Origin of the sequence: Streptomyces sp. NPDC006997 (assembly GCF_040635175.1) — a bacterium.
GTDB lineage: Bacteria > Actinomycetota > Actinomycetes > Streptomycetales > Streptomycetaceae > Streptomyces.
Genome location: NZ_JBEYHH010000001.1, coordinates 78,826 through 98,672 on the forward strand (window position 1 = coordinate 78,826; position 19,847 = coordinate 98,672).

The following is a 19,847-nucleotide window of genomic DNA, read 5'->3' on the forward strand; positions in this document are numbered from 1 at the left end:
CGAGGGGCGGGGGAGCGGTAACGGTGGTCCGCTAGCTCACCCGCACCTCCAGGATCCGGTCGTCCCCGTTCTCCGGGGAGCCCCGGCCGTCCGTCTCGCTGGTGATCAGCCACAGCCTGTCGCCGCCCGCGGTGGCCACCGTGCGCAGTCGGCCGTACTCGCCCTCCAGGAAGGACTGCGGGTCGGCCGAGGCCACCGTGCCCTTCAACGGGATGCGCCACAGGCGCTCGCCGCCCAGGCCCGCCATCCAGATGGAGCCCTCGGCGTAGGCGATGCCGCTGGGGGAGGCGTCGTCGGTGGGCCACTGGGCTATCGGGTCGTGGAAACCGGGCTCGTCGGACTTGCCCTCCGCCTCCGGCCAGCCGTAGTTGTCACCCGGCTTGATCGCGTTCAGCTCGTCCCAGGTGTCCTGGCCGAACTCCGCGGCGAACAGGCGCTGTCGGTTGTCCCAGGCCAGCCCCTGGACGTTGCGGTGGCCGTAGGAGTACACCGGTGAGCCGTCGAACGGGTTGCCCGGCGCCGGTTCGCCCTCCGGGGTCAGCCGCAGGATCTTGCCGCCCAGGGACTCCTTGTCCTGCGAGAGGCCCTTCTCACCGCTCTCGCCCGTGCCCGCGTACAGCATCTTGTCGGGGCCGAAGGCGATCCGGCCGCCGTTGTGGATGAAGCCCTTCGGGATGCCCCTGAACACCGTGTCCGGGGCGCCCAACTGCTCGCCGGACGGCCTCTCGGCGTCGTAGAGCATCCGTACGACGCGGTTGTCGGAGGCCGAGGTGAAGTAGGCGTAGACCATGTGGTCCGAGGCGTAGTCCGGGGAGAGCGCCAGGCCCATCAGACCGCCCTCACCGGCCGGGGAGACGCCGGGCACCTCGCCCAGCACGGTCTTCTTGCCGGTCTCCGTGTCGACCCGGGTGATCGTCGCCTCGTCGCGGGAGGAGACCAGCAGGTCGTCGTCCGGCAGGACGGCCAGGCCCCACGGGCTGTCCAGGCCCTCGGCGACCGTCCGCACGACCTTGGCCGAGCCCTTAGCGGGCGGGGTCTCCTCCGCCGACGCCTGCCCGGACGGCGAGGCCCCCGCCGCCGTTCGGTCCGGTGGCGGGCTCCCGCCGAAGGGCGGTCCCCCTCCCCCGTCGTCGCCGGAGCAGCCGGCCGTGAGCAGGAGGGCGGCCGTGGCCAGCACGGTCGGCACAACTCGACGTAGCACGATCATGTCCCTTCGACGCGGTCCCCCGGCGGGTTCTCCTTGTCATACACCGCCCGCGCCTCCCAGGTTCCCGATCACCGGAACCCGAACCAGGGCCGGACCCCCGGCCCGCTCATGACCGGGCCCCGCGCGCCCCGCCCCCGCCCCGCGTCACTCCCACGACCCCTGCGCCCCCGGCAGTCCCGCCACCGCCTCCAGATCCTCCGGCGTCAGCCGTATCCCCGCCGCCCCCGCGTTCTCCGTCACCCAGCGTTCCCGCTTCGTCCCCGGGACGGGAACCACGTGGTCGCCCTGGGCCAGGACCCAGGCGAGGGCCACCTGGGCCGGGGTGACGTCCGGGCCGTGGCGGGCGGCCACGCGGCGCAGACCGGCGACGATCGGCTGGTTCGCGGCCATCATCTCGGCGGTGAAGCGGGGGTGGCGGGCGCGCATGTCGTCCGGCTCGAACCCCTCGCCCGGGGTCAGGGTGCCGGTCAGGAAGCCGTTGCCGAGCGGCATCGCGGCGAGGAAGCCGACGCCGCGCGCCGCGCACCACGGCAACAGCGCGTCCAGCGCCTCCGGGGACCACACCGACAGCTCCGCCTGCACCGCGCTCACCGGGAACACCTGCTGCACCCGCTCCAGTTGCCGGATCGTGGTGTCGTGCAGCCGCGCGCCGGACCGCCGCCCGCCGCGCGCGCCGACCGCGCACAGCCCCAACGACCGCACCTTCCCGGCCCGCACCAGCTCGGCCATCGCGCCCCAGGTCTCCTCGACCGGCACCTCGGGGTCGGCGCGGTGCAGCTGGTAGAGGTCGATGACGTCGGTCTGCAGCCGCCGCAGGGACGCGTCGCAGGCCCGCCGGACGTAGCCGGGACGGCCGTTGGCGACGATGTGCTGCTCACCCACCAGCAGCCCGACCTTCGTCGACACGAACGCGTCCTCGCGCCGCTCCTTCAACACCCGCCCCACCAACAGCTCGTTGGTGAACGGGCCGTACATGTCGGCGGTGTCCAGCAGGTCCACGCCGAGGTCGAGAGCCCGGTGCACCGCCCGGACCGACTCGTCGCCCCGCTGCCGGGACGTGCTGTACGCCCAGCTCATCGGCATACACCCGAGTCCGACGGCCCCCACCGAGAGCGCCGCCGCGCCGATCGTCCTGCGCTCCACCTGGCCGTAACCCTCCCTCTGCTGGCCCCCCAACCTAACCTCTGCGCCCGCGCGGGCCTGACATAGCCTCCTGGCCATGACTGCTGACGTGTGGCTGCCCATCCCGCCGGAGGAGATCGAGGGGCTCCCGGAGGGGCCGAACTACCTGTTCTGGAACGGTGCCGAGGAGTTCCCCGCGGACCCCGCCGACTGCGTCTTCTACACCGTTCCCTACATGAAGCCCGTCGGCGTCGGCGTACGGCCGCTGCCCGCCATGCGCTCCGTGCGGGTCGTGCAGACGCTGTCCGCGGGCGTCGACCACGTGCTGCCGGGGCTGCGGCACCTGCGCCCCGGCGTCCTGCTCTGCAACGCGCGCGGGGTGCACGAGGCCAGCACCGCCGAGCTGGCGCTGGCGCTGATCCTCGCCTCCCTGCGCGGCATCCCCGACTTCGTACGGGCACAGGACCGGGGGGAGTGGCGCGGCGGTTTCCGGCCAGCGCTCGCGGACAAGAACGTCCTCATCGTGGGATACGGCTCCATCGGCGCCGCCATCGAAGACCGGCTCGCGCCCTTTGAGCTCGCGCGGGTGGCGCGCCTGGCGCGCTCCCGGCGCACCACGGCGCGCGGGCCGGTGCACCCGCTCACCGAACTGCCCGCGCTGCTCCCCGAGGCGGACGTCGTCGTGCTCTCCACGCCCCTCACCGAGGCCACCCGGCACCTCGTCGACGCGGAGTTCCTGGCCCGGATGAAGGACGGCGCGCTGCTGGTCAACGTGGCCCGCGGCGGGGTCGTCGACACCAAGGCGCTGCTCGCCGAGCTGGAGAGCGGGCGCCTCACCGCGGCCCTGGACGTGACCGACCCGGAGCCGCTGCCCGCCGACCATCCGCTCTGGCGTGCGCCGGGCGTGCTGATCAGCCCGCACGTGGGCGGGCCCACGTCCGCGTTCCTGCCGCGCGCCCAGCGGCTCCTGGTGGCCCAGCTGCAACGTTTTCTGAACCGGGAGCCGCTGGGCAACGTGATCCTTACGACGGGCGCAATGGACGGATAGGCGCGGGACGCGGCGGTCGGACCATCCGCTTCGGGTACGGTCCGCAACCCTTCGGGTGCGGTCCGTTCCCGTGTTCCCATCCATGGTCACGGAGCGTAGAGAAGCTATGTCCCTGAGTGACGAGACTGGTGTATCGTCCGGACAGGGGTTGCGCCGTGACCCGTTCGGCGCCGGGGATGGACATTTCAGACTGCGAGGGGGGCGACGGGCGATGCACGGCCTATGGACCAACGATCCGAAGCGGCAGGACCGCCGACGACGACCCTGGCGCACGGCCGCGCGCAGACGCGGCCCTCACCCGGCCACCGGCGGACGCCAGGGTCCGTACCGGTGCGGACCACACCGGTACGGGCGCCACCACAGTCAGCACGACAGCCAGCAGCACCACAGTCAGCACCGCGGGCACAGCAGCCGCGAGAGGCACGCGCGCCCGGCCGTCCGGGACCAGCGTGACCGGACAGCGGTGCGGACCGGGAGGCCCCGGTGAACTCGCCGCCGACCGTCACCACCCTCGACACGACACCGCGACCGCACCCGGTCTCCGGGCCCTCGCCGCTGCGCCGTCCGTCCGCCTCCGGCGGATCGGGCGGCCGGACCGGCGGCGGCCCGCGAGGCGGCTCGGGCGTGGTCCACCAACTGCTGCTGGCCCTGGTCTGCGCGGGATACGCCGTCGGTTCCGCGACCGGCTGGGGATCGAGGCGGCTCGCGCTGATCATGGGCGACTTCGGGCTGAGCGCCGCGGCGGCCACCGCCGCCGTGTCCTGCCTGCTGTACGCCCGCAGCCGCCGGGTCCCGTTCCGCACCGCCTGGCTGCTGTTCGCCCTCTCCTCCGCGATGGCCGCCCTGGGCAACGCGGTCTGGGGCTGGTACGAGGTGGTGCTGGGCCGCGCCGTGCCCAGCCCCAGCTACGCCGACCTGTTCTTCCTCTGCTTCGCGCCGCCCGCCATCGTGGGCCTGCTGGTGCTCGCCAAACGGCCGGTGACGAAGGCGGGCTGGGGCTGTCTGGCGCTGGACGCCTGGCTGATCGGCGGCTCGCTGCTGACCCTGTCGTGGAGTCTGGCGCTGGCCCAGGCGGCCCGCGTCGAGGGGTCGAGCGTCTCGCACACCGCGCTGTCGCTGGCCTACCCGCTGCTCGACATCGCCCTGGTCAGCATGGTCCTCGCGCTGCACTTCCGACGCACCGGGACCAACCGCTCGGCCGTCAACACCGCGATCGGCGCGCTGGCCCTGACCGTGATGTGCGACGCGCTGTTCACCTCACCGCTGCTGCACGACAACTACAGCTCCGGCCAGTTGCTGGACGCGGGCTGGTTCGCCGGATCCCTGCTCCTGGCGTACGCCCCCTGGGCCGCGCCCCGGCACGGACACGGCGCGGAGGAGCAGCACACGCGCGTGGTGCACGAGCACGTGCCCGGACAGCGCCCGGCGCACACCACGCAGCACACCAGGCCCCCCCACACGCCAGGCACCGCACCGGGCCGCACGCCCTCCGCCGCGCCGGGCACCGCACCCGGCATCGCGCCACCCACGGCACCAGGCGAGCACAGCCGGTACCCCACCACCCGGCCCGTCACCGGCTCCCTGGCCGCCCTCACGCCGTACCTCGCCGCCGCCGTCTGCACCCTGGGGATCCTGTACAACGTCCTCAACGGCCGCAGCGTCGACCGCGTGGTGCTGTTCACCGGCGGCACCGTCGTGCTGGCCCTCGTGGTCCGGCAGGGCGTCATGCTGCTCGACAACATCACCCTCACCCAGGAACTGGCCCAGAAGGAGAACCACTTCCGCTCCCTGGTGCAGGGCTCCAGCGACGTCATCATGATCGCCGCGCCCAACGGCATCCTCCGGTACGTCTCCCCGGCCGCCGCCGGGGTCTACGGCCGCCCCGCGGAGGAGCTGGTGGGCAGCGAACTGGCCGACCTCATCCACCCGGAGGACCTGGGCTGCGTGGTGCACGAGGTGCGCCGCTTCCTCGCCGCCAGCCCCCAGGAGGAACCGACCACCCGCATCGAGTGCCGCTTCCGCTCCGGCGCCGGGGGCGGCGGCTGGCTGAACGTCGAGTCCACCGTCAACCGCCACCACGGCGGCCTGATCTTCAACAGCCGGGACGTCACGGAGAGAGTGCGCCTCCAGGCGCAGCTCCAGCACAACGCCGAGCACGACCCGCTCACCGACCTGCCCAACCGCGCCCTGTTCACCCGGCGGGTGCAGCAGGCGCTGTCCGGGCGCCGCGCCACCGACCGCGGGGCCGCCCTGCGCGGCACGGCGGTGCTCTTCATCGATCTCGACGGCTTCAAGGCCGTCAACGACACCATCGGCCACCAGGCCGGGGACGAACTCCTGGTGCACGCCGCCCGGCGGCTCCAGGACGCGGTCCGGCAGGGCGACACCGCCGCCCGGCTCGGCGGCGACGAGTTCGCGGCCCTGATCGTCTCGGACGGCGCCCGCGACCGCGCGGCCCGCGAACGGCACATCCTGGAACTGGCCGACCGACTGCGGATCACGCTGTCCCAGCCGTACTCCATCGACGGCAACGATGTCCGCGTGGCGGCCTCCATCGGCGTGGCCTTCGCCGAACCGGGCCTGGGCGCGGGCGAACTGCTGCGCAACGCCGACCTGGCGATGTACCGCGCGAAGTCGGCCGGAAAGGGCCGGGTCGAGCTGTACGCGCCACAGATGCAGCAGGACGTCGTGCGCAAGGCGGAGCTGGCCACCCGGCTGCGGGCCGCGCTGCACGACGGCGAGTTCACGCTGTTGCACCAGCCGGTGGTGTCCCTGGCGGACGGCCGGATCACGTCGGTCGCCGCGCAGGCGCGCTGGCGGTCCTCGCAGGGGGTGCTGTTCACGCCCGCCGAGTTCCTGCGGGTGGCGGAGGACAGCGACAAGACGGCGGAGCTGGGCCGCTGGCTGCTCCACGAGGCCGTCGAGCAGGCCGCCGAGCGCGGCACCACGACCGGTCTCGCCGTACCCGTGGTGGTCCGGATGAGCGCCCGCCGACTGCTGGACCGCTCGCTGCCCCCGGGCTCCGTCGAGGCGCTGCTCACCCGGCACGGGCTGCCGTCCGGGGCGCTGGTCATCGAGCTGTCCGACATCGACCCCCGGATCAGCATGGACGACCTGGAGCGCCGTCTGACGGGCCTCGGGCGGCTCGGCGTACGGATCGCGCTGGACGGCTTCGGCGGTGGCTGCGCGGTCCTCACGGCGCTGCGCAGGCTCCCCGTCGACGTGCTGAAGCTCGACCGCTCGCTGGTCGAGGGCGTCGTCGAGTCCACCCGGCTCGCCAAGATCACCGGTGGGCTGCTGCGGATCGCCGCCGACCTCGGACTGCCGTCCGTGGCCGACGGCGTGGACCGGCCGGAGCAGGCGGCCGCCCTGCGCGCGCTCGGCTGCACCCACGGGCAGGGCATGGCGTTCTCGGGTCCGCTGGACGAGTACCGGCTGCGCCGGGCGCTCACTTCCGGCCACTGCCCGGTGCCGCACCCACCGGCCGAGCCCGCCTTCGCGGGGGGCGGTACGGGGGTGTACCCCACGGGTGTGGGCGGCCCGGTCACCAGCGGGATGGCCAGTGGCATGAGCAGCGCCCTGACCAGCGGGATGAGCAGCGGTATGACCGGAGGCAGGGCCAGTGTGCTCAGGGCCGGTCCGACCCTCGGCACCCCCCGTCGCCCACATGATGAGACTCCCGTCCCACCCACTTGACAGTCGGTGCGTGCCGGGGGGAGGGTCTGTGCCATGCGCACCCGAATTCTCGTACTTGGAAAGCGCGTCGGCTGAAGCTGGTGACGTCCGGACGGACCCGGAACTCCCAGCGACCCCACCCGGCGCGCTCCCCTCGCTTGCCTTATGGCACGAGGGGTTTTTTGTTGCACAGGCACCTGCCGTGCCGCAGCCGCAGACCGTAAAAAACCGCACAAACCCTCAGCATCGAGAAGAGAATGCCGATGACCGAGCAGGCCACCGGGGCCCATCATCCGCAGCCGCGGCCCCGATCCGGAGGACACCACTCCGCCCCCGAGCGTGTCACGGGTGCGCAGTCCCTCATCCGCTCGCTTGAGGAGGTCGGCGCCGACACGGTATTCGGCATTCCCGGGGGCACCATCCTCCCGGCGTACGACCCGCTGATGGACTCCACCCGGGTCCGTCACGTGCTGGTCCGCCACGAGCAGGGCGCCGGGCACGCCGCCACCGGCTACGCCCAGGCCACCGGCAAGGTCGGCGTCTGCATGGCGACCTCCGGACCCGGCGCCACCAACCTGGTCACCCCGATCGCGGACGCGCACATGGACTCCGTGCCGCTGGTGGCGATCACCGGGCAGGTCGTCTCCAAGTCGATCGGCACCGACGCCTTCCAGGAGGCGGACATCGTCGGCATCACGATGCCGATCACCAAGCACAGCTTCCTGGTCACCAGGGCGGAGGACATCCCCCGGGCGATCGCGCAGGCGTTCCACATCGCCTCCACGGGCCGCCCGGGACCGGTCCTGGTCGACATCCCCAAGGACATCCTCCAGGCGCAGACCACGTTCTCCTGGCCGCCCGTCATGGACCTGCCCGGCTACCGGCCCGTCACCAAGCCGCACGCCAAGCAGATCCGCGAGGCCGCCAAGCTGATCACCGCCGCCCGCCGCCCGGTCCTGTACGTCGGCGGCGGCGTCCTGAAGGCGGGGGCCACCGCCGAGCTGAAGGTCCTCGCCGAACTCACCGGAGCGCCCGTCACCACCACCCTGATGGCGCTCGGCGCGTTCCCCGACAGCCACGAGCTGCACGTGGGAATGCCGGGTATGCACGGTTCGGTCACCGCCGTCACCGCGCTGCAGAAGGCCGACCTGATCGTCGCCCTCGGCGCCCGCTTCGACGACCGCGTCACCGGCAAGCTGGACAGCTTCGCCCCGTACGCCAAGATCGTCCACGCCGACATCGACCCCGCGGAGATCGGCAAGAACCGCGCCGCGGACGTGCCGATCGTCGGGGACGCCCGCGAGGTCATCGCCGACCTCGTCCAGGCGGTGCAGAAGGAGCACAGCGAGGGCCACCGGGGCGACTACAGCGCCTGGTGGACCGACCTGAACCGCTGGCGCGAGACCTACCCGCTCGGCTACGACCAGCCCGCGGACGGCTCGCTCTCCCCGCAGCAGGTCATCGAGCGGATCGGCCAGCTCGCCCCCGAGGGCACGGTCTTCGCGGCCGGCGTCGGCCAGCACCAGATGTGGGCGGCGCACTTCGTCCAGTACGAGAAGCCCGCCACCTGGCTGAACTCCGGCGGCGCCGGGACGATGGGCTACGCCGTCCCGGCCGCCATGGGCGCCAAGGCCGGGGTCCCGGACCGCACGGTGTGGGCGATCGACGGCGACGGCTGTTTCCAGATGACCAACCAGGAGCTGACCACCTGCGCCCTGAACAACATCCCGATCAAGGTCGCGATCATCAACAACGGCGCCCTCGGGATGGTCCGCCAGTGGCAGACGCTCTTCTACAACCAGCGCTACTCCAACACCGTGCTGCACTCCGGCCCGGAGGCCGACGGCAGGCAGCCGAGCGCGGGTACCCGGGTCCCCGACTTCGTGCGGCTGGCGGAGGCCATGGGCTGCTACGCGATCCGCTGCGAGGACCCGGCCGACCTGGACAAGGTCATCGAGGAGGCCAACTCCGTCAACGACCGTCCCGTGGTCGTCGACTTCATCGTCCACGAGGACGCCATGGTGTGGCCGATGGTCGCCGCCGGCACCTCCAACGACGAGATCATGGCCGCCCGTGACGTCCGCCCCGACTTCGGCGACAACGAAGACGACTGAGCGAGAGAGACGCAACGAGACATGTCCAAGCACACGCTCTCCGTCCTGGTGGAGAACACCCCCGGCATCCTCGCCCGGATCGCCGCCCTGTTCTCCCGCCGCGGCTTCAACATCGACTCGCTCGCCGTCGGCGTCACCGAGCACCCCGACATCTCCCGCATCACGATCGTGGTGAGCGTCGACGACCTGCCCCTCGAACAGGTCACCAAGCAGCTCAACAAGCTGGTCAACGTGCTGAAGATCGTCGAACTCGAACCGTCGGCGGCCGTGCAGCGCGAACTCGTCCTGGTGAAGGTGCGCGCGGACAACGAGACGCGCTCCCAGATCGTCGAGATCGTCCAGCTGTTCCGCGCCAAGACCGTCGACGTCTCCCCGGAGGCCGTCACGATCGAGGCCACCGGTTCCAGCGACAAGCTGGAGGCCATGCTGAAGATGCTGGAGCCGTTCGGCATCAAGGAACTGGTCCAGTCCGGAACGATCGCGATCGGCCGTGGTGCCCGTTCGATCACCGACCGATCGCTGCGCGCCCTCGACCGGTCGGCGTAACCGACGAAAACGGGCGGTCGCCCCACGCGCGACCGCCCGTATGCCGAGACCCCCGAACTTCCCCCCTCCCCACCGTCATACGGTGGGACGCAACACCTGCACCCAAGGAGAGAACCCAAAGTGGCCGAGCTGTTCTACGACGCCGACGCCGACCTGTCCATCATCCAGGGCCGCAAGGTCGCGGTCATCGGTTACGGCAGCCAGGGCCACGCCCACGCCCTGTCGCTGCGCGACTCCGGCGTCGACGTGCGCGTCGGTCTGCACGAGGGCTCCAAGTCCAAGGCCAAGGCCGAGGAGCAGGGCCTGCGCGTGGTGAGCCCGTCCGAGGCCGCCGCCGAGGCCGACGTCATCATGATCCTCGTCCCGGACCCCATCCAGGCCCAGGTCTACGAGGAGCACATCGCCCCCAACCTGAACGACGGCGACGCGCTGTTCTTCGGCCACGGCCTCAACATCCGCTACGGCTTCATCAAGCCCCCGGCCGGTGTCGACGTCTGCATGGTCGCCCCGAAGGGCCCGGGCCACCTGGTGCGCCGCCAGTACGAGGAAGGCCGCGGCGTGCCCTGCATCGCCGCCGTCGAGCAGGACGCCACCGGCAACGCCTTCGCGCTGGCCCTGTCGTACGCCAAGGGCATCGGCGGCACCCGCGCGGGCGTCATCAAGACGACCTTCACCGAGGAGACCGAGACCGACCTGTTCGGCGAGCAGGCCGTGCTCTGCGGTGGCACCGCGGCGCTGGTGAAGGCGGGCTTCGAGACGCTGACCGAGGCCGGCTACCAGCCGGAGATCGCGTACTTCGAGTGCCTGCACGAGCTGAAGCTGATCGTGGACCTCATGTACGAGGGCGGCCTGGAGAAGATGCGCTGGTCGATCTCCGAGACCGCCGAGTGGGGCGACTACGTCACCGGCCCGCGGATCATCACCGACGCCACCAAGGCCGAGATGAAGAAGGTCCTCGCCGAGATCCAGGACGGCACCTTCGCCCAGGCCTGGATGGACGAGTACCACGGCGGTCTGAAGAAGTACAACGAGTACAAGAAGCAGGACTCCGAGCACCTGCTGGAGACCACCGGCAAGGAGCTGCGCAAGCTCATGAGCTGGGTCAACGAGGAGGCGTAAGCCTTCGCACCGAGGGGCTGTCGCCGCGTGGGCGACAGCCCCTTCGCCGGATGGCGGGCAGCGTGCCACCAGGGGCGTTGTCCCACCCGTCCCGCCTCGGACGGGTGATCCTTTCCGGAGAGGCGCATAACGCCCTACGCCGCGCCACTACACTGCCGTACTACATACGCGTCAGGCCCACAGCGTCGTGCGTCTTCCACGCGGCTAGCCAACCTCCTCCGCCTGCGGCCGTCGGGACGGCCGTCCGCATGTTCTGGACTTGTGAGGACTCACGTGAGCTCGAAACCTGTCGTACTCATCGCTGAAGAGCTGTCGCCCGCGACCGTCGACGCGCTTGGCCCGGACTTCGAGATCCGGCACTGCAACGGAGCGGACCGAGCCGAACTGCTCCCTGCCATCGCCGATGTCGACGCGATCCTGATCCGCTCCGCCACCAAGGTGGACGCCGAGGCCATCGCCGCCGCGACCAGACTGAAGGTCGTCGCCCGGGCCGGTGTCGGCCTGGACAACGTGGACGTCTCCGCCGCCACCAAGGCCGGTGTGATGGTCGTCAACGCCCCCACCTCCAACATCGTGACCGCCGCCGAGCTGGCCTGCGGTCTGATCGTCGCCACCGCCCGCAACATCCCGCAGGCCAACGCCGCGCTGAAGAACGGCGAGTGGAAGCGCTCCAAGTACACCGGCGTCGAGCTGGCCGAGAAGACCCTCGGCGTGGTCGGCCTCGGCCGCATCGGCGCGCTGGTCGCGCAGCGGATGTCCGCGTTCGGGATGAAGGTCGTCGCCTACGACCCCTACGTGCAGCCCGCGCGGGCCGCGCAGATGGGCGTGAAGGTGCTGTCGCTGGACGAGCTGCTCGAGGTCTCCGACTTCATCACCGTCCACCTGCCCAAGACCCCCGAGACGGTCGGCCTGATCGGTGACGAGGCGCTGCGCAAGGTCAAGCCGAGCGTGCGCATCGTCAACGCCGCGCGCGGCGGCATCGTCGACGAGGAGGCGCTGTACTCGGCGCTGAAGGAGGGCCGGGTCGCCGGTGCCGGGCTCGACGTGTACGCGAAGGAGCCCTGCACGGACTCCCCGCTGTTCGAGTTCGACCAGGTCGTCGCCACCCCGCACCTCGGTGCCTCCACCGACGAGGCGCAGGAGAAGGCCGGTATCGCCGTCGCCCGCTCGGTCCGCCTCGCCCTCGCCGGTGAGCTGGTCCCGGACGCGGTGAACGTCCAGGGCGGGGTCATCGCCGAGGACGTCAAGCCGGGCCTGCCGCTCGCCGAGCGCCTCGGCCGCATCTTCACCGCCCTCGCCGGTGAGGTCGCCGTCCGCCTGGACGTCGAGGTGTACGGCGAGATCACCCAGCACGACGTGAAGGTGCTCGAACTCTCCGCGCTCAAGGGCGTGTTCGAGGACGTCGTCGACGAGACGGTGAGCTACGTCAACGCGCCGCTGTTCGCCCAGGAGCGCGGCGTCGAGGTACGGCTGACCACCAGCTCCGAGTCGGCCGACCACCGCAACGTCGTCACCGTGCGCGGCACCCTCGCGGGCGGCGAGGAGGTCTCGGTCTCCGGCACGCTCGCCGGCCCCAAGCACGTCCAGAAGATCGTCGCCGTCGGTGAGTACGACGTCGACCTCGCCCTCGCCGACCACATGGCCGTCCTGCGCTACGAGGACCGGCCGGGCGTCGTCGGCACCGTCGGCCGGGTCCTCGGCGAGGCGGGCGTCAACATCGCCGGGATGCAGGTGGCCCGCGCGGTCGCCGGTGGCGAGGCGCTCGCCGTGCTGACCGTGGACGACACGGTGCCCGCGGGTGTGCTGGCCGAGGTCGCCGCCGAGATCGGCGCGACGTCGGCGCGCTCGGTCAACCTGGTCTGAGCGACGCCTCTCACCGAGCGCCGGACGAGCTGAGTTCCCTCGGCTCGTCCGGCGTCTCTCACGGGCGGGCGCGAGGAGGACGTCACCGACGAGACCGCGGACGCCCTCGGCATGTTCTACGTGACCGTGATGACCGGCCTCATCGCCCGGCGGACCTTCGACCCCGCGGGCGCCCCCGAGGCGCAGCAGCTCGCGGAGGGGCTGCGCCGCGCGGGCGTCAAGGGGGGCACCGAGGGGAGCTGACCGCGGGCCGGGCGGTCAGAGCCGGGCGCCCTTCAGCGCCATGTGCAGCAGCAGGCGGTCCTCGCCGTCGTCCAGGTCGAGGCCGGTGAGCTGCTCGACGCGGGAGAGCCGGTAGTACAGGGTCTGTCGGTGCACGCCCAGCTCGGCGGCGGTGCGGGTGGCCTGGCCCGCGCAGTCGAGGTACGTCTCGGCGGTCCGGGCCAGCTCGCGGTGGGCGGGGGAGAGCAGGGACCGCACGACGGGGTCGTGGGCCACCTCCGGGGGCAGCGCCGTCAGCAGCCGGAACGGCCCGATCGACGCCCACTCGGCGACCGGTCCGAGCACCGGCTCGGCCAGCGCGGCGCGCGCCGCCGCCGACGCCTCCCGCCAGGCGGCCCCCAGCTCCGCGAGCCCGCCGCGGGCGGTGGCGATCCCGGCCGCGGGCGCCCCGGCGGCGCCGCCCAGCCCGCGGGCCCGCGCCAGCAGCCGCCCCGCCGCCGAGGTCGCCGGGGTCAGCACGTCCGCCGAACGGAGCCGTATCAGCAGGGCGAGCGCGGTGCCCGCCGCACCCCACGGCACCGTGCACAGCGCCGTCGCACCCGGCACCGTACGCACCGAGGGCGCGTCGTCCGGGTCGGCGGACGGCCACGGGGCCACGCACACCACCGTGTGCGGGGCGTCCGCGCGGGCGCCGAGGGCGGTACGCAGCTCGGCGACGGCCATGTCCTGCTGCCAGCCGCGCTCGGCCCCGAGCACCGCCCGCAGCTCCCGGCTGAGGTCGGCCCCGTGCTGGGCCTCGTCGGCGAGCAGGGCGCCGATCCGGACCGTCACCTCCATCGCCGCCGCGAGCTGCGGCGCGGTCGGACCCGGGTCGCTGTCGAGCAGCCAGACGTAGCCGAGGACGACACCCCGGTGCCGTACCGGCAGGCAGACGCGGCCCCGGTGCACCCCGGCCTCGGGGGTGCGCGGGATGCGCACCGGGCCGGTCGCGCGGGTGATGCCGAAGCCCTCGAACCAGGCGCGGACGGCGGCCGTGGAGCGCCGGGTCAGGATCGAGCGGGCGCGCACCGGGTCCAGGGCGGACGGGTCGAGGTCGCCCTCGCTGTCGTACGCGCCGAAGGCGATCAGCTCGAAGTCGCGGTTCTCCAGGGTCGCCGGAGCGCCCAGCAGCTCCGAGATCTCGTCGACCAGCTCCTGGTAGTCAGCCCTGAATTCCGGCGTCACCCGGGCATTCTCCCCCATCCCACGGCGGCTTTCATACATCTGTCTGAGATCCGTGGCACGGATGCGTGACAGCTGTCGATGGCCGACGATCGGAGTCATCCTTAGGTTTCACGGTGGTTCTCCGTGCCGTACCCGGATGGTAGGGAACGGCCCTTTCGTACCTGTGCCAGTGGAGGTGCCCCGTGCTGGGTCCCGTGATTCTCGCCGCCTCGCGCAGCGACCGGATGCGACGCCTGATCTCGGCGGCCCCCGGGACCAGGCAGGTCGTCGACCGCTTCATCCCCGGAGAGACGGTCGACGACATCCTCCCGGTCGTCCGGGACCTCACCGACCGGGGTCTGGAGCTGACGCTGGACGTCGTCGGCGAGGACATCACCACCCCCGCGCAGGCCGCCGCCGCCCGCGACGCCTATCTGGAGCTGGTCGACCGGCTGAAGCCGCTGGACCTCGGCGCCCGCGCCGAGATGTCGGTGAAGCTGTCCATGTTCGGACAGGCGCTGGACGGCGGCCACGACCTGGCCCTCGCCAACGTCCGCCCGGTCGTCGAGGCCGCCGCCGAGATCGGCACCACGGTCACCCTGGACGCCGAGGACCACACCACGCTCGACTCGATGTTCACCATCCACGACGAGCTGCGGAAGGACTTCCCGCAGACCGGCTGCGTCATCCAGGCGTACCTGTTCCGCACCGAGGCCGACGCCCGCCGCCTCGCCGACGGCGGCAGCCGGGTGCGGCTGGTCAAGGGCGCGTACAAGGAGCCCGCCTCCGTCGCCCACCAGCAGAAGCACGAGATCGACAAGGCGTATGTCCGCGTCCTGAGGATCCTGCTGGAGGGCGAGGGCTACCCGATGATCGGCTCCCACGACCCGCGCCTGATCTCCATCACCCAGGAACTGGCCCGCCGCGCCGGGCGCAAGCCGGACGAGTACGAGTTCCAGATGCTGTACGGCATCCGCGGCGAGGAACACCTGCGGCTGGCCGCCGAGGGCCACCGGATGCGCGTCTACACCGCCTACGGCACCGACTGGTACGGCTACTTCATGCGCCGTCTGGCCGAGAAGCCCGCCAACCTGCGGTTCTTCCTGCGCTCGATGGCCACCCAGGGCTGACCCGAACACCCGCTCACGTACAAGGAGTTACGGATCTCATGGACGCTGTGACCCAGGTCCCCACCCCCGTCAACGAGCCGGTGCACGGCTACGCCCCGGGCACGCCCGAGCGCGCCCGGCTGGAGGCGAAGCTGAAGGAGCTGGCCGACAACCCGATCGACCTGCCCTGCACCATCGGCGGCGAGCGGCGGATGGGCGGCGGCGAGCGGTTCGACGTCGTACAGCCGCACAACCACAAGGCCCGCCTCGGCACCTACGGCAACGCCACCCGGCAGGACGCCCAGGACGCCATCGACGCGGCGCTGGCCGCCGCCCCGGCCTGGCGCGCGATGGCCTTCGACGACCGTGCCGCGATCATCCTGCGCGCCGCCGAGCTGCTGTCCGGGCCGTGGCGCGAGACGCTCGCCGCCTCCACCATGCTCGGCCAGTCCAAGACGGCCCAGCAGGCCGAGATCGACACGCCCTGCGAGCTGATCGACTTCTGGCGCTTCAACGTCGCCTACGCCCGCAAGATCCTCGCCGAGCAGCCCCCGGCCAACTCCCCGGGCGTGTGGAACCGTCTCGACCACCGCCCGCTGGAGGGCTTCGTCTACGCGATCACGCCGTTCAACTTCACGGCGATCGCGGGCAACCTGCCCACCGCCCCCGCCCTGATGGGCAACGTCGTGGTGTGGAAGCCGTCCCCGACGCAGACCCACGCCGCCGTGCTGCTGATGCGGCTCCTTGAGGAGGCGGGGCTGCCCAAGGGCGTCATCAACCTCGTCACCGGCGACGGCATCGAGGTCTCCGAGGTCGCCTTGGAACACCGGGACCTCGCGGGCATCCACTTCACCGGCTCCACCAAGACCTTCCAGTACCTGTGGAAGACGGTCGGCAACAACATCGAGAAGTACCGCACCTACCCGCGCCTCGTCGGCGAGACCGGCGGCAAGGACTTCCTCGTCGCCCACCCGTCGGCCGACCGCGCGGTGCTCAAGACCGCGCTGACCCGCGGCGCCTTCGAGTACCAGGGCCAGAAGTGCTCGGCCACCTCGCGCGCGTACATCCCCGCCTCGATCTGGGACTCCGGGTTCAAGGAGGAGTTCGCCGCCGAGGTCGACTACCTCACCATGGGCGACGTCACCGACCTGTCGAACTTCATCGGCGCCGTCATCGACGAGCGCGCGTTCGCCAAGAACAAGGCCGCGATCGACCGCGCCAAGGCCGACCCGACCTGCACGATCGTCGCGGGCGGCAGCTACGACGACTCGGTGGGCTACTTCGTCCGCCCGACCGTCGTCGAGTGCACCGACCCGGAGAACGAGGTCTTCACCACCGAGTACTTCGGCCCGTTCCTCGCCGTCCACGTCTACGAGGACGAGAAGTACGACGAGATGCTGACGCAGATGGAGTCGGTGTCCGACTACGCGCTGACCGGCTCGGTCATCTCCGGTGACCGCGCGGCGGCGGCGTACACGATGGACAAGCTCCGCTACGCCGCGGGCAACTTCTACATCAACGACAAGTCGACCGGCGCCGTCGTCGGCCAGCAGCCCTTCGGCGGCGGCCGGGCCTCCGGCACCAACGACAAGGCGGGCGCCCCGCAGAACCTGCTGCGCTGGACGCTCACCCGCGCCATCAAGGAGACCCTGGTCCCGCCGACCGACTACTCCTACCCGCACATGGGCTGACCCCCTGGTGAAAAGGGCCGGTTCCTCCGGGAATCCGGCCCTTTTCTATGCCCTTGCTGCGGTCGCCGTCTCAGATAGTAGGAAGTCCGAGTAATTGTGGAGACAGACGCGGTCTCCTCACCTAGCTTTGTAGGAGCCGAACGTCTCGCTCGACCCAGCGAATGGCGGTGGTGAGCCGGACCCCATGCAGGTCACCCCTGCGGTCCCCTGGCCTCCCGCCTCTTCCGGCCTCTCGTAAACCGTCTTCCCCGGTTCCTCGAAGGAGTCGATTCCCCATGGCCGAGACGACCGCCCGCCGCCGAGTCCGTCACCTCCCGCGTACGACCGACTCCGACCGCAAGAACGCCGCCGCCGCGCTCCAGCGCGCCCTCGACCGCCGTGACAACGGCGGCGCCACCGGCCACTGACCGTACGTCCGCATGGTGGACGGCGCGTGTCATCCCCTGGGACGCAGGAGTAGGGTGCCGACATGTCTCGCAGCATCAATCTCGCAGTGATCCCCGGTGACGGAATCGGCCAGGAGGTCGTGACCGAAGGACTCAAGGTCCTCTCCGCCGTCCTCCCGCAGGACATGAAGCTGGAGACCAAGGAGTACGACTTCGGCGCCCGGCGCTACCACGCCACCGGTGAGACCCTCACCGACGCCGACCTCGACGCCCTCAAGCAGCACGACGCCATCCTGCTGGGCGCCATCGGCGACCCGGGCGTCCCGTCCGGCGTCCTGGAGCGCGGCTTCCTGCTGAAGCTCCGGTTCGCCTTCGACCACCACGTCAACCTGCGGCCGAGCAGGCTGCTGCCGGGCGTCGAGACGCCCCTGAAGGGCCAGCCGGAGATCGACTTCGTCGTGGTCCGCGAGGGCACCGAGGGCCCGTACACCGGCAACGGCGGCACCATCCGCAAGGGCACCGAGCACGAGGTCGCCACCGAGGTGTCCGTCAACACCGCCTACGGCGTCGAGCGCGTCGTCCGGGACGCCTTCGCCCGCGCCCAGGCCCGCCCGCGCAAGAAGCTCACGCTGGTCCACAAGAACAACGTGCTGACCTTCGCCGGTCACCTGTGGACCAACGTCTTCAACGCGGTGGCCGCCGAGTACCCCGAGGTCACCACCGAGTACATCCACGTCGACGCGGCGACGATCTACCTCGTCACCCAGCCCGAGCGGTTCGACGTCATCGTCACCGACAACCTCTTCGGCGACATCATCACCGACCTGGCCGCGGCCGTCTCCGGCGGCATCGGCGTCGCCGCGAGCGGCAACATCAACCCCTCCGGCGCGTTCCCGTCCATGTTCGAGCCGGTCCACGGCTCGGCCCCGGACATCGCCGGGCAGGGCAAGGCCGACCCGACCGCCACCGTCCTGTCCGTCGCGCTGCTCCTGCGCCACCTCGGCCTCGACGCCGAGGCGACCCGGATCGAGGACGCGGTCGCCGCCGACCTGGCCGAGCGCGTCGGCGGGCCCGCCCGCTCCACCGCCGAGATCGGCGACGCGCTCGCCGTACGGGTAACCGGCTGACCCGTCGGTTCCTCCTCGAAGCCGCCGGGTCGCATCCGCACCCGGCGGCTTCCGCATGTCCCCGCCGGGTGCCACCATCAACCCCTGGGCCGCGTTCACACCCTTTCTCCCTTGTTTCTTCCTCGGCGTGCCGCGCGCGATAATCGAACGCGGAGCCGCGGAATGAGGGAATGCTCGGACGTCCTAGCACTGGCCACTGGCAGTACGGGCGTGAGCGCGGCCCGTCACTACAACCGGTGAAGGACAACCACTCATGACGACGCCCACGATCGAGCTCAAGCCCTCCGCCAGCCCGCTCTCCGACGCCGAGCGGGAGGCCATACTGGCCAGCCCCGGCTTCGGCCGCCACTTCACCGACCACATGGTGACGATCAAGTGGACCGAGGGCCGCGGCTGGCACGAGGGGCAGCTCGTCCCGTACGCGCCGATCCCGCTCGACCCGGCCACCAACGTCCTGCACTACGCGCAGGAGATCTTCGAGGGCCTGAAGGCGTACCGCCGCCCCGACGGCTCGGTCGCCACCTTCCGCCCCGACCAGAACGCCCGGCGCTTCCAGCGCTCCGCGCGGCGCCTGGCGATGCCGGAGCTGCCGGTCGAGACGTTCATCGAGGCGTGCGACGCGCTGGTCCGCCAGGACCAGGCGTGGGTGCCCGCGCACGGCGGTGAGGAGTCCCTCTACCTGCGGCCCTTCATGATCGCCACCGAGGTCGGGCTGGGTGTGAAGCCCGCCAACGAGTACCTGTTCCTCGTCATCGCCTCCCCGGCGGGCGCCTACTTCCCCGGCGGCGTGAAGCCCGTCTCCATCTGGCTCTCCGAGGACCGCGTCCGCGCCGTCCCCGGCGGCATGGGCGACGCCAAGACCGGCGGCAACTACGCGGCCTCCCTGCTCGCCCAGGCCGAGGCCGCCGCCAAGGGCTGCGACCAGGTCTGCTACCTCGACGCGGTCGAGCACCAGTGGGTCGAGGAACTCGGCGGCATGAACCTGTACTTCGTGTACGGCAACAAGATCGTCACCCCCACCCTCACCGGCTCCATCCTGGAGGGCGTCACCCGCGACAGCCTCCTCACCGTCGCCCGCGACCTCGGCTACGAGGCGGAGGAGGGCCGCGTCTCCATCGACCAGTGGCAGCGCGACGCGGAGAACGGCACCCTGACCGAGGTCTTCGCCTGCGGCACCGCCGCGGTGATCACCCCGGTCGGCACGGTCAAGCGCACCGGCGCGGAGTGGACCCACGGCGACGGACAGCCGGGCGAGACGACGACGCGGCTGCGCACCGCGCTGCTCGACATCCAGCGCGGCACCACCGAGGACACCCACGGCTGGATGCACCGGCTCACCTGAGCCTTGCCCGCTCCCTCCGACGAGGCCCGCACCCGGCACCGGGGTGCGGGCCTCGCCGCATCTCCCCTCACCC

General features: G+C 71.6%; 14 protein-coding genes and 1 pseudogene. 12 read left to right on the plus strand and 3 right to left on the minus strand.

What is annotated here, in order from left to right; translation table 11 throughout:
- Positions 1 to 31: 31 nt before the first annotated feature.
- Both ABZ659_RS00330 and ABZ659_RS00335 read right to left on the minus strand, forming a co-directional pair.
- Positions 32 to 1,207: a PQQ-dependent sugar dehydrogenase gene (locus ABZ659_RS00330; RefSeq protein ID WP_360211865.1), complete on the minus strand. Its 1,176-nt coding sequence runs from the start codon at positions 1,205 to 1,207 to the stop codon at positions 32 to 34.
- A gap of 144 nt (positions 1,208 to 1,351) precedes the next feature.
- Positions 1,352 to 2,350 carry an aldo/keto reductase gene (locus ABZ659_RS00335; protein WP_360211867.1) on the minus strand — a complete coding sequence of 333 codons (999 nt, stop codon included), beginning with the start codon at positions 2,348 to 2,350 and terminating at the stop codon, positions 1,352 to 1,354.
- A gap of 76 nt (positions 2,351 to 2,426) precedes the next feature.
- Here ABZ659_RS00335 and ABZ659_RS00340 point away from each other — a divergent pair, with 76 nt between their 5' ends.
- The 7 genes and pseudogenes from ABZ659_RS00340 to ABZ659_RS00370 form a co-directional block, all read left to right on the plus strand.
- A complete protein-coding gene (locus tag ABZ659_RS00340) occupies positions 2,427 to 3,377 on the plus strand; it encodes a 2-hydroxyacid dehydrogenase (protein WP_360211869.1) in 951 nt (316 codons plus the stop codon).
- A 555-nt stretch (positions 3,378 to 3,932) separates the two neighbouring features.
- Positions 3,933 to 7,073 (plus strand): EAL domain-containing protein, encoded by a 3,141-nt coding sequence (locus tag ABZ659_RS00345; protein ID WP_360212272.1) that lies wholly within the window; start codon positions 3,933 to 3,935, stop codon positions 7,071 to 7,073.
- 242 nt (positions 7,074 to 7,315) lie between these two features.
- Positions 7,316 to 9,166 carry an acetolactate synthase large subunit gene (locus ABZ659_RS00350; protein ID WP_360211871.1) on the plus strand — a complete coding sequence of 617 codons (1,851 nt, stop codon included), beginning with the start codon at positions 7,316 to 7,318 and terminating at the stop codon, positions 9,164 to 9,166.
- A 21-nt stretch (positions 9,167 to 9,187) separates the two neighbouring features.
- Entirely contained in the window at positions 9,188 to 9,712 is a 525-nt protein-coding gene (ilvN, locus tag ABZ659_RS00355; RefSeq protein ID WP_360211873.1) for an acetolactate synthase small subunit, read from the plus strand.
- A gap of 120 nt (positions 9,713 to 9,832) precedes the next feature.
- Complete coding sequence (ilvC, locus tag ABZ659_RS00360) at positions 9,833 to 10,831, plus strand: ketol-acid reductoisomerase (protein WP_360211875.1); 999 nt, start codon at positions 9,833 to 9,835, stop codon at positions 10,829 to 10,831.
- Between the two features lie 273 nt (positions 10,832 to 11,104).
- Entirely contained in the window at positions 11,105 to 12,694 is a 1,590-nt protein-coding gene (serA, locus tag ABZ659_RS00365) for a phosphoglycerate dehydrogenase (RefSeq protein WP_360211877.1), read from the plus strand.
- 57 nt (positions 12,695 to 12,751) lie between these two features.
- A pseudogene (locus ABZ659_RS00370) lies at positions 12,752 to 12,937 on the plus strand (TetR/AcrR family transcriptional regulator); the annotation flags it as partial.
- A gap of 15 nt (positions 12,938 to 12,952) precedes the next feature.
- Here the strand turns inward: ABZ659_RS00370 and ABZ659_RS00375 are convergent.
- Complete coding sequence (locus ABZ659_RS00375) at positions 12,953 to 14,158, minus strand: helix-turn-helix domain-containing protein (RefSeq protein WP_360211879.1); 1,206 nt, start codon at positions 14,156 to 14,158, stop codon at positions 12,953 to 12,955.
- A 164-nt stretch (positions 14,159 to 14,322) separates the two neighbouring features.
- On the opposite strand from ABZ659_RS00375, the gene ABZ659_RS00380 reads away from it, so the two are divergent.
- From ABZ659_RS00380 to ABZ659_RS00400, 5 genes are all read left to right on the plus strand, one after another.
- Complete coding sequence (locus tag ABZ659_RS00380; RefSeq protein WP_360211881.1) at positions 14,323 to 15,249, plus strand: proline dehydrogenase family protein; 927 nt, start codon at positions 14,323 to 14,325, stop codon at positions 15,247 to 15,249.
- A gap of 38 nt (positions 15,250 to 15,287) precedes the next feature.
- Positions 15,288 to 16,919, plus strand: a complete 1,632-nt coding sequence (gene pruA / locus ABZ659_RS00385) for an L-glutamate gamma-semialdehyde dehydrogenase (protein ID WP_360211883.1) — start codon at positions 15,288 to 15,290, stop codon at positions 16,917 to 16,919.
- A 275-nt stretch (positions 16,920 to 17,194) separates the two neighbouring features.
- Positions 17,195 to 17,326 (plus strand): hypothetical protein, encoded by a 132-nt coding sequence (locus ABZ659_RS00390; protein WP_360211885.1) that lies wholly within the window; start codon positions 17,195 to 17,197, stop codon positions 17,324 to 17,326.
- Positions 17,327 to 17,388: 62 nt separating this feature from the next.
- Entirely contained in the window at positions 17,389 to 18,432 is a 1,044-nt protein-coding gene (locus tag ABZ659_RS00395) for a 3-isopropylmalate dehydrogenase (protein WP_360211887.1), read from the plus strand.
- Positions 18,433 to 18,685: 253 nt separating this feature from the next.
- Complete coding sequence (locus ABZ659_RS00400) at positions 18,686 to 19,774, plus strand: branched-chain amino acid aminotransferase (RefSeq protein WP_360211889.1); 1,089 nt, start codon at positions 18,686 to 18,688, stop codon at positions 19,772 to 19,774.
- The last annotated feature ends 73 nt before the right edge of the window (positions 19,775 to 19,847 follow it).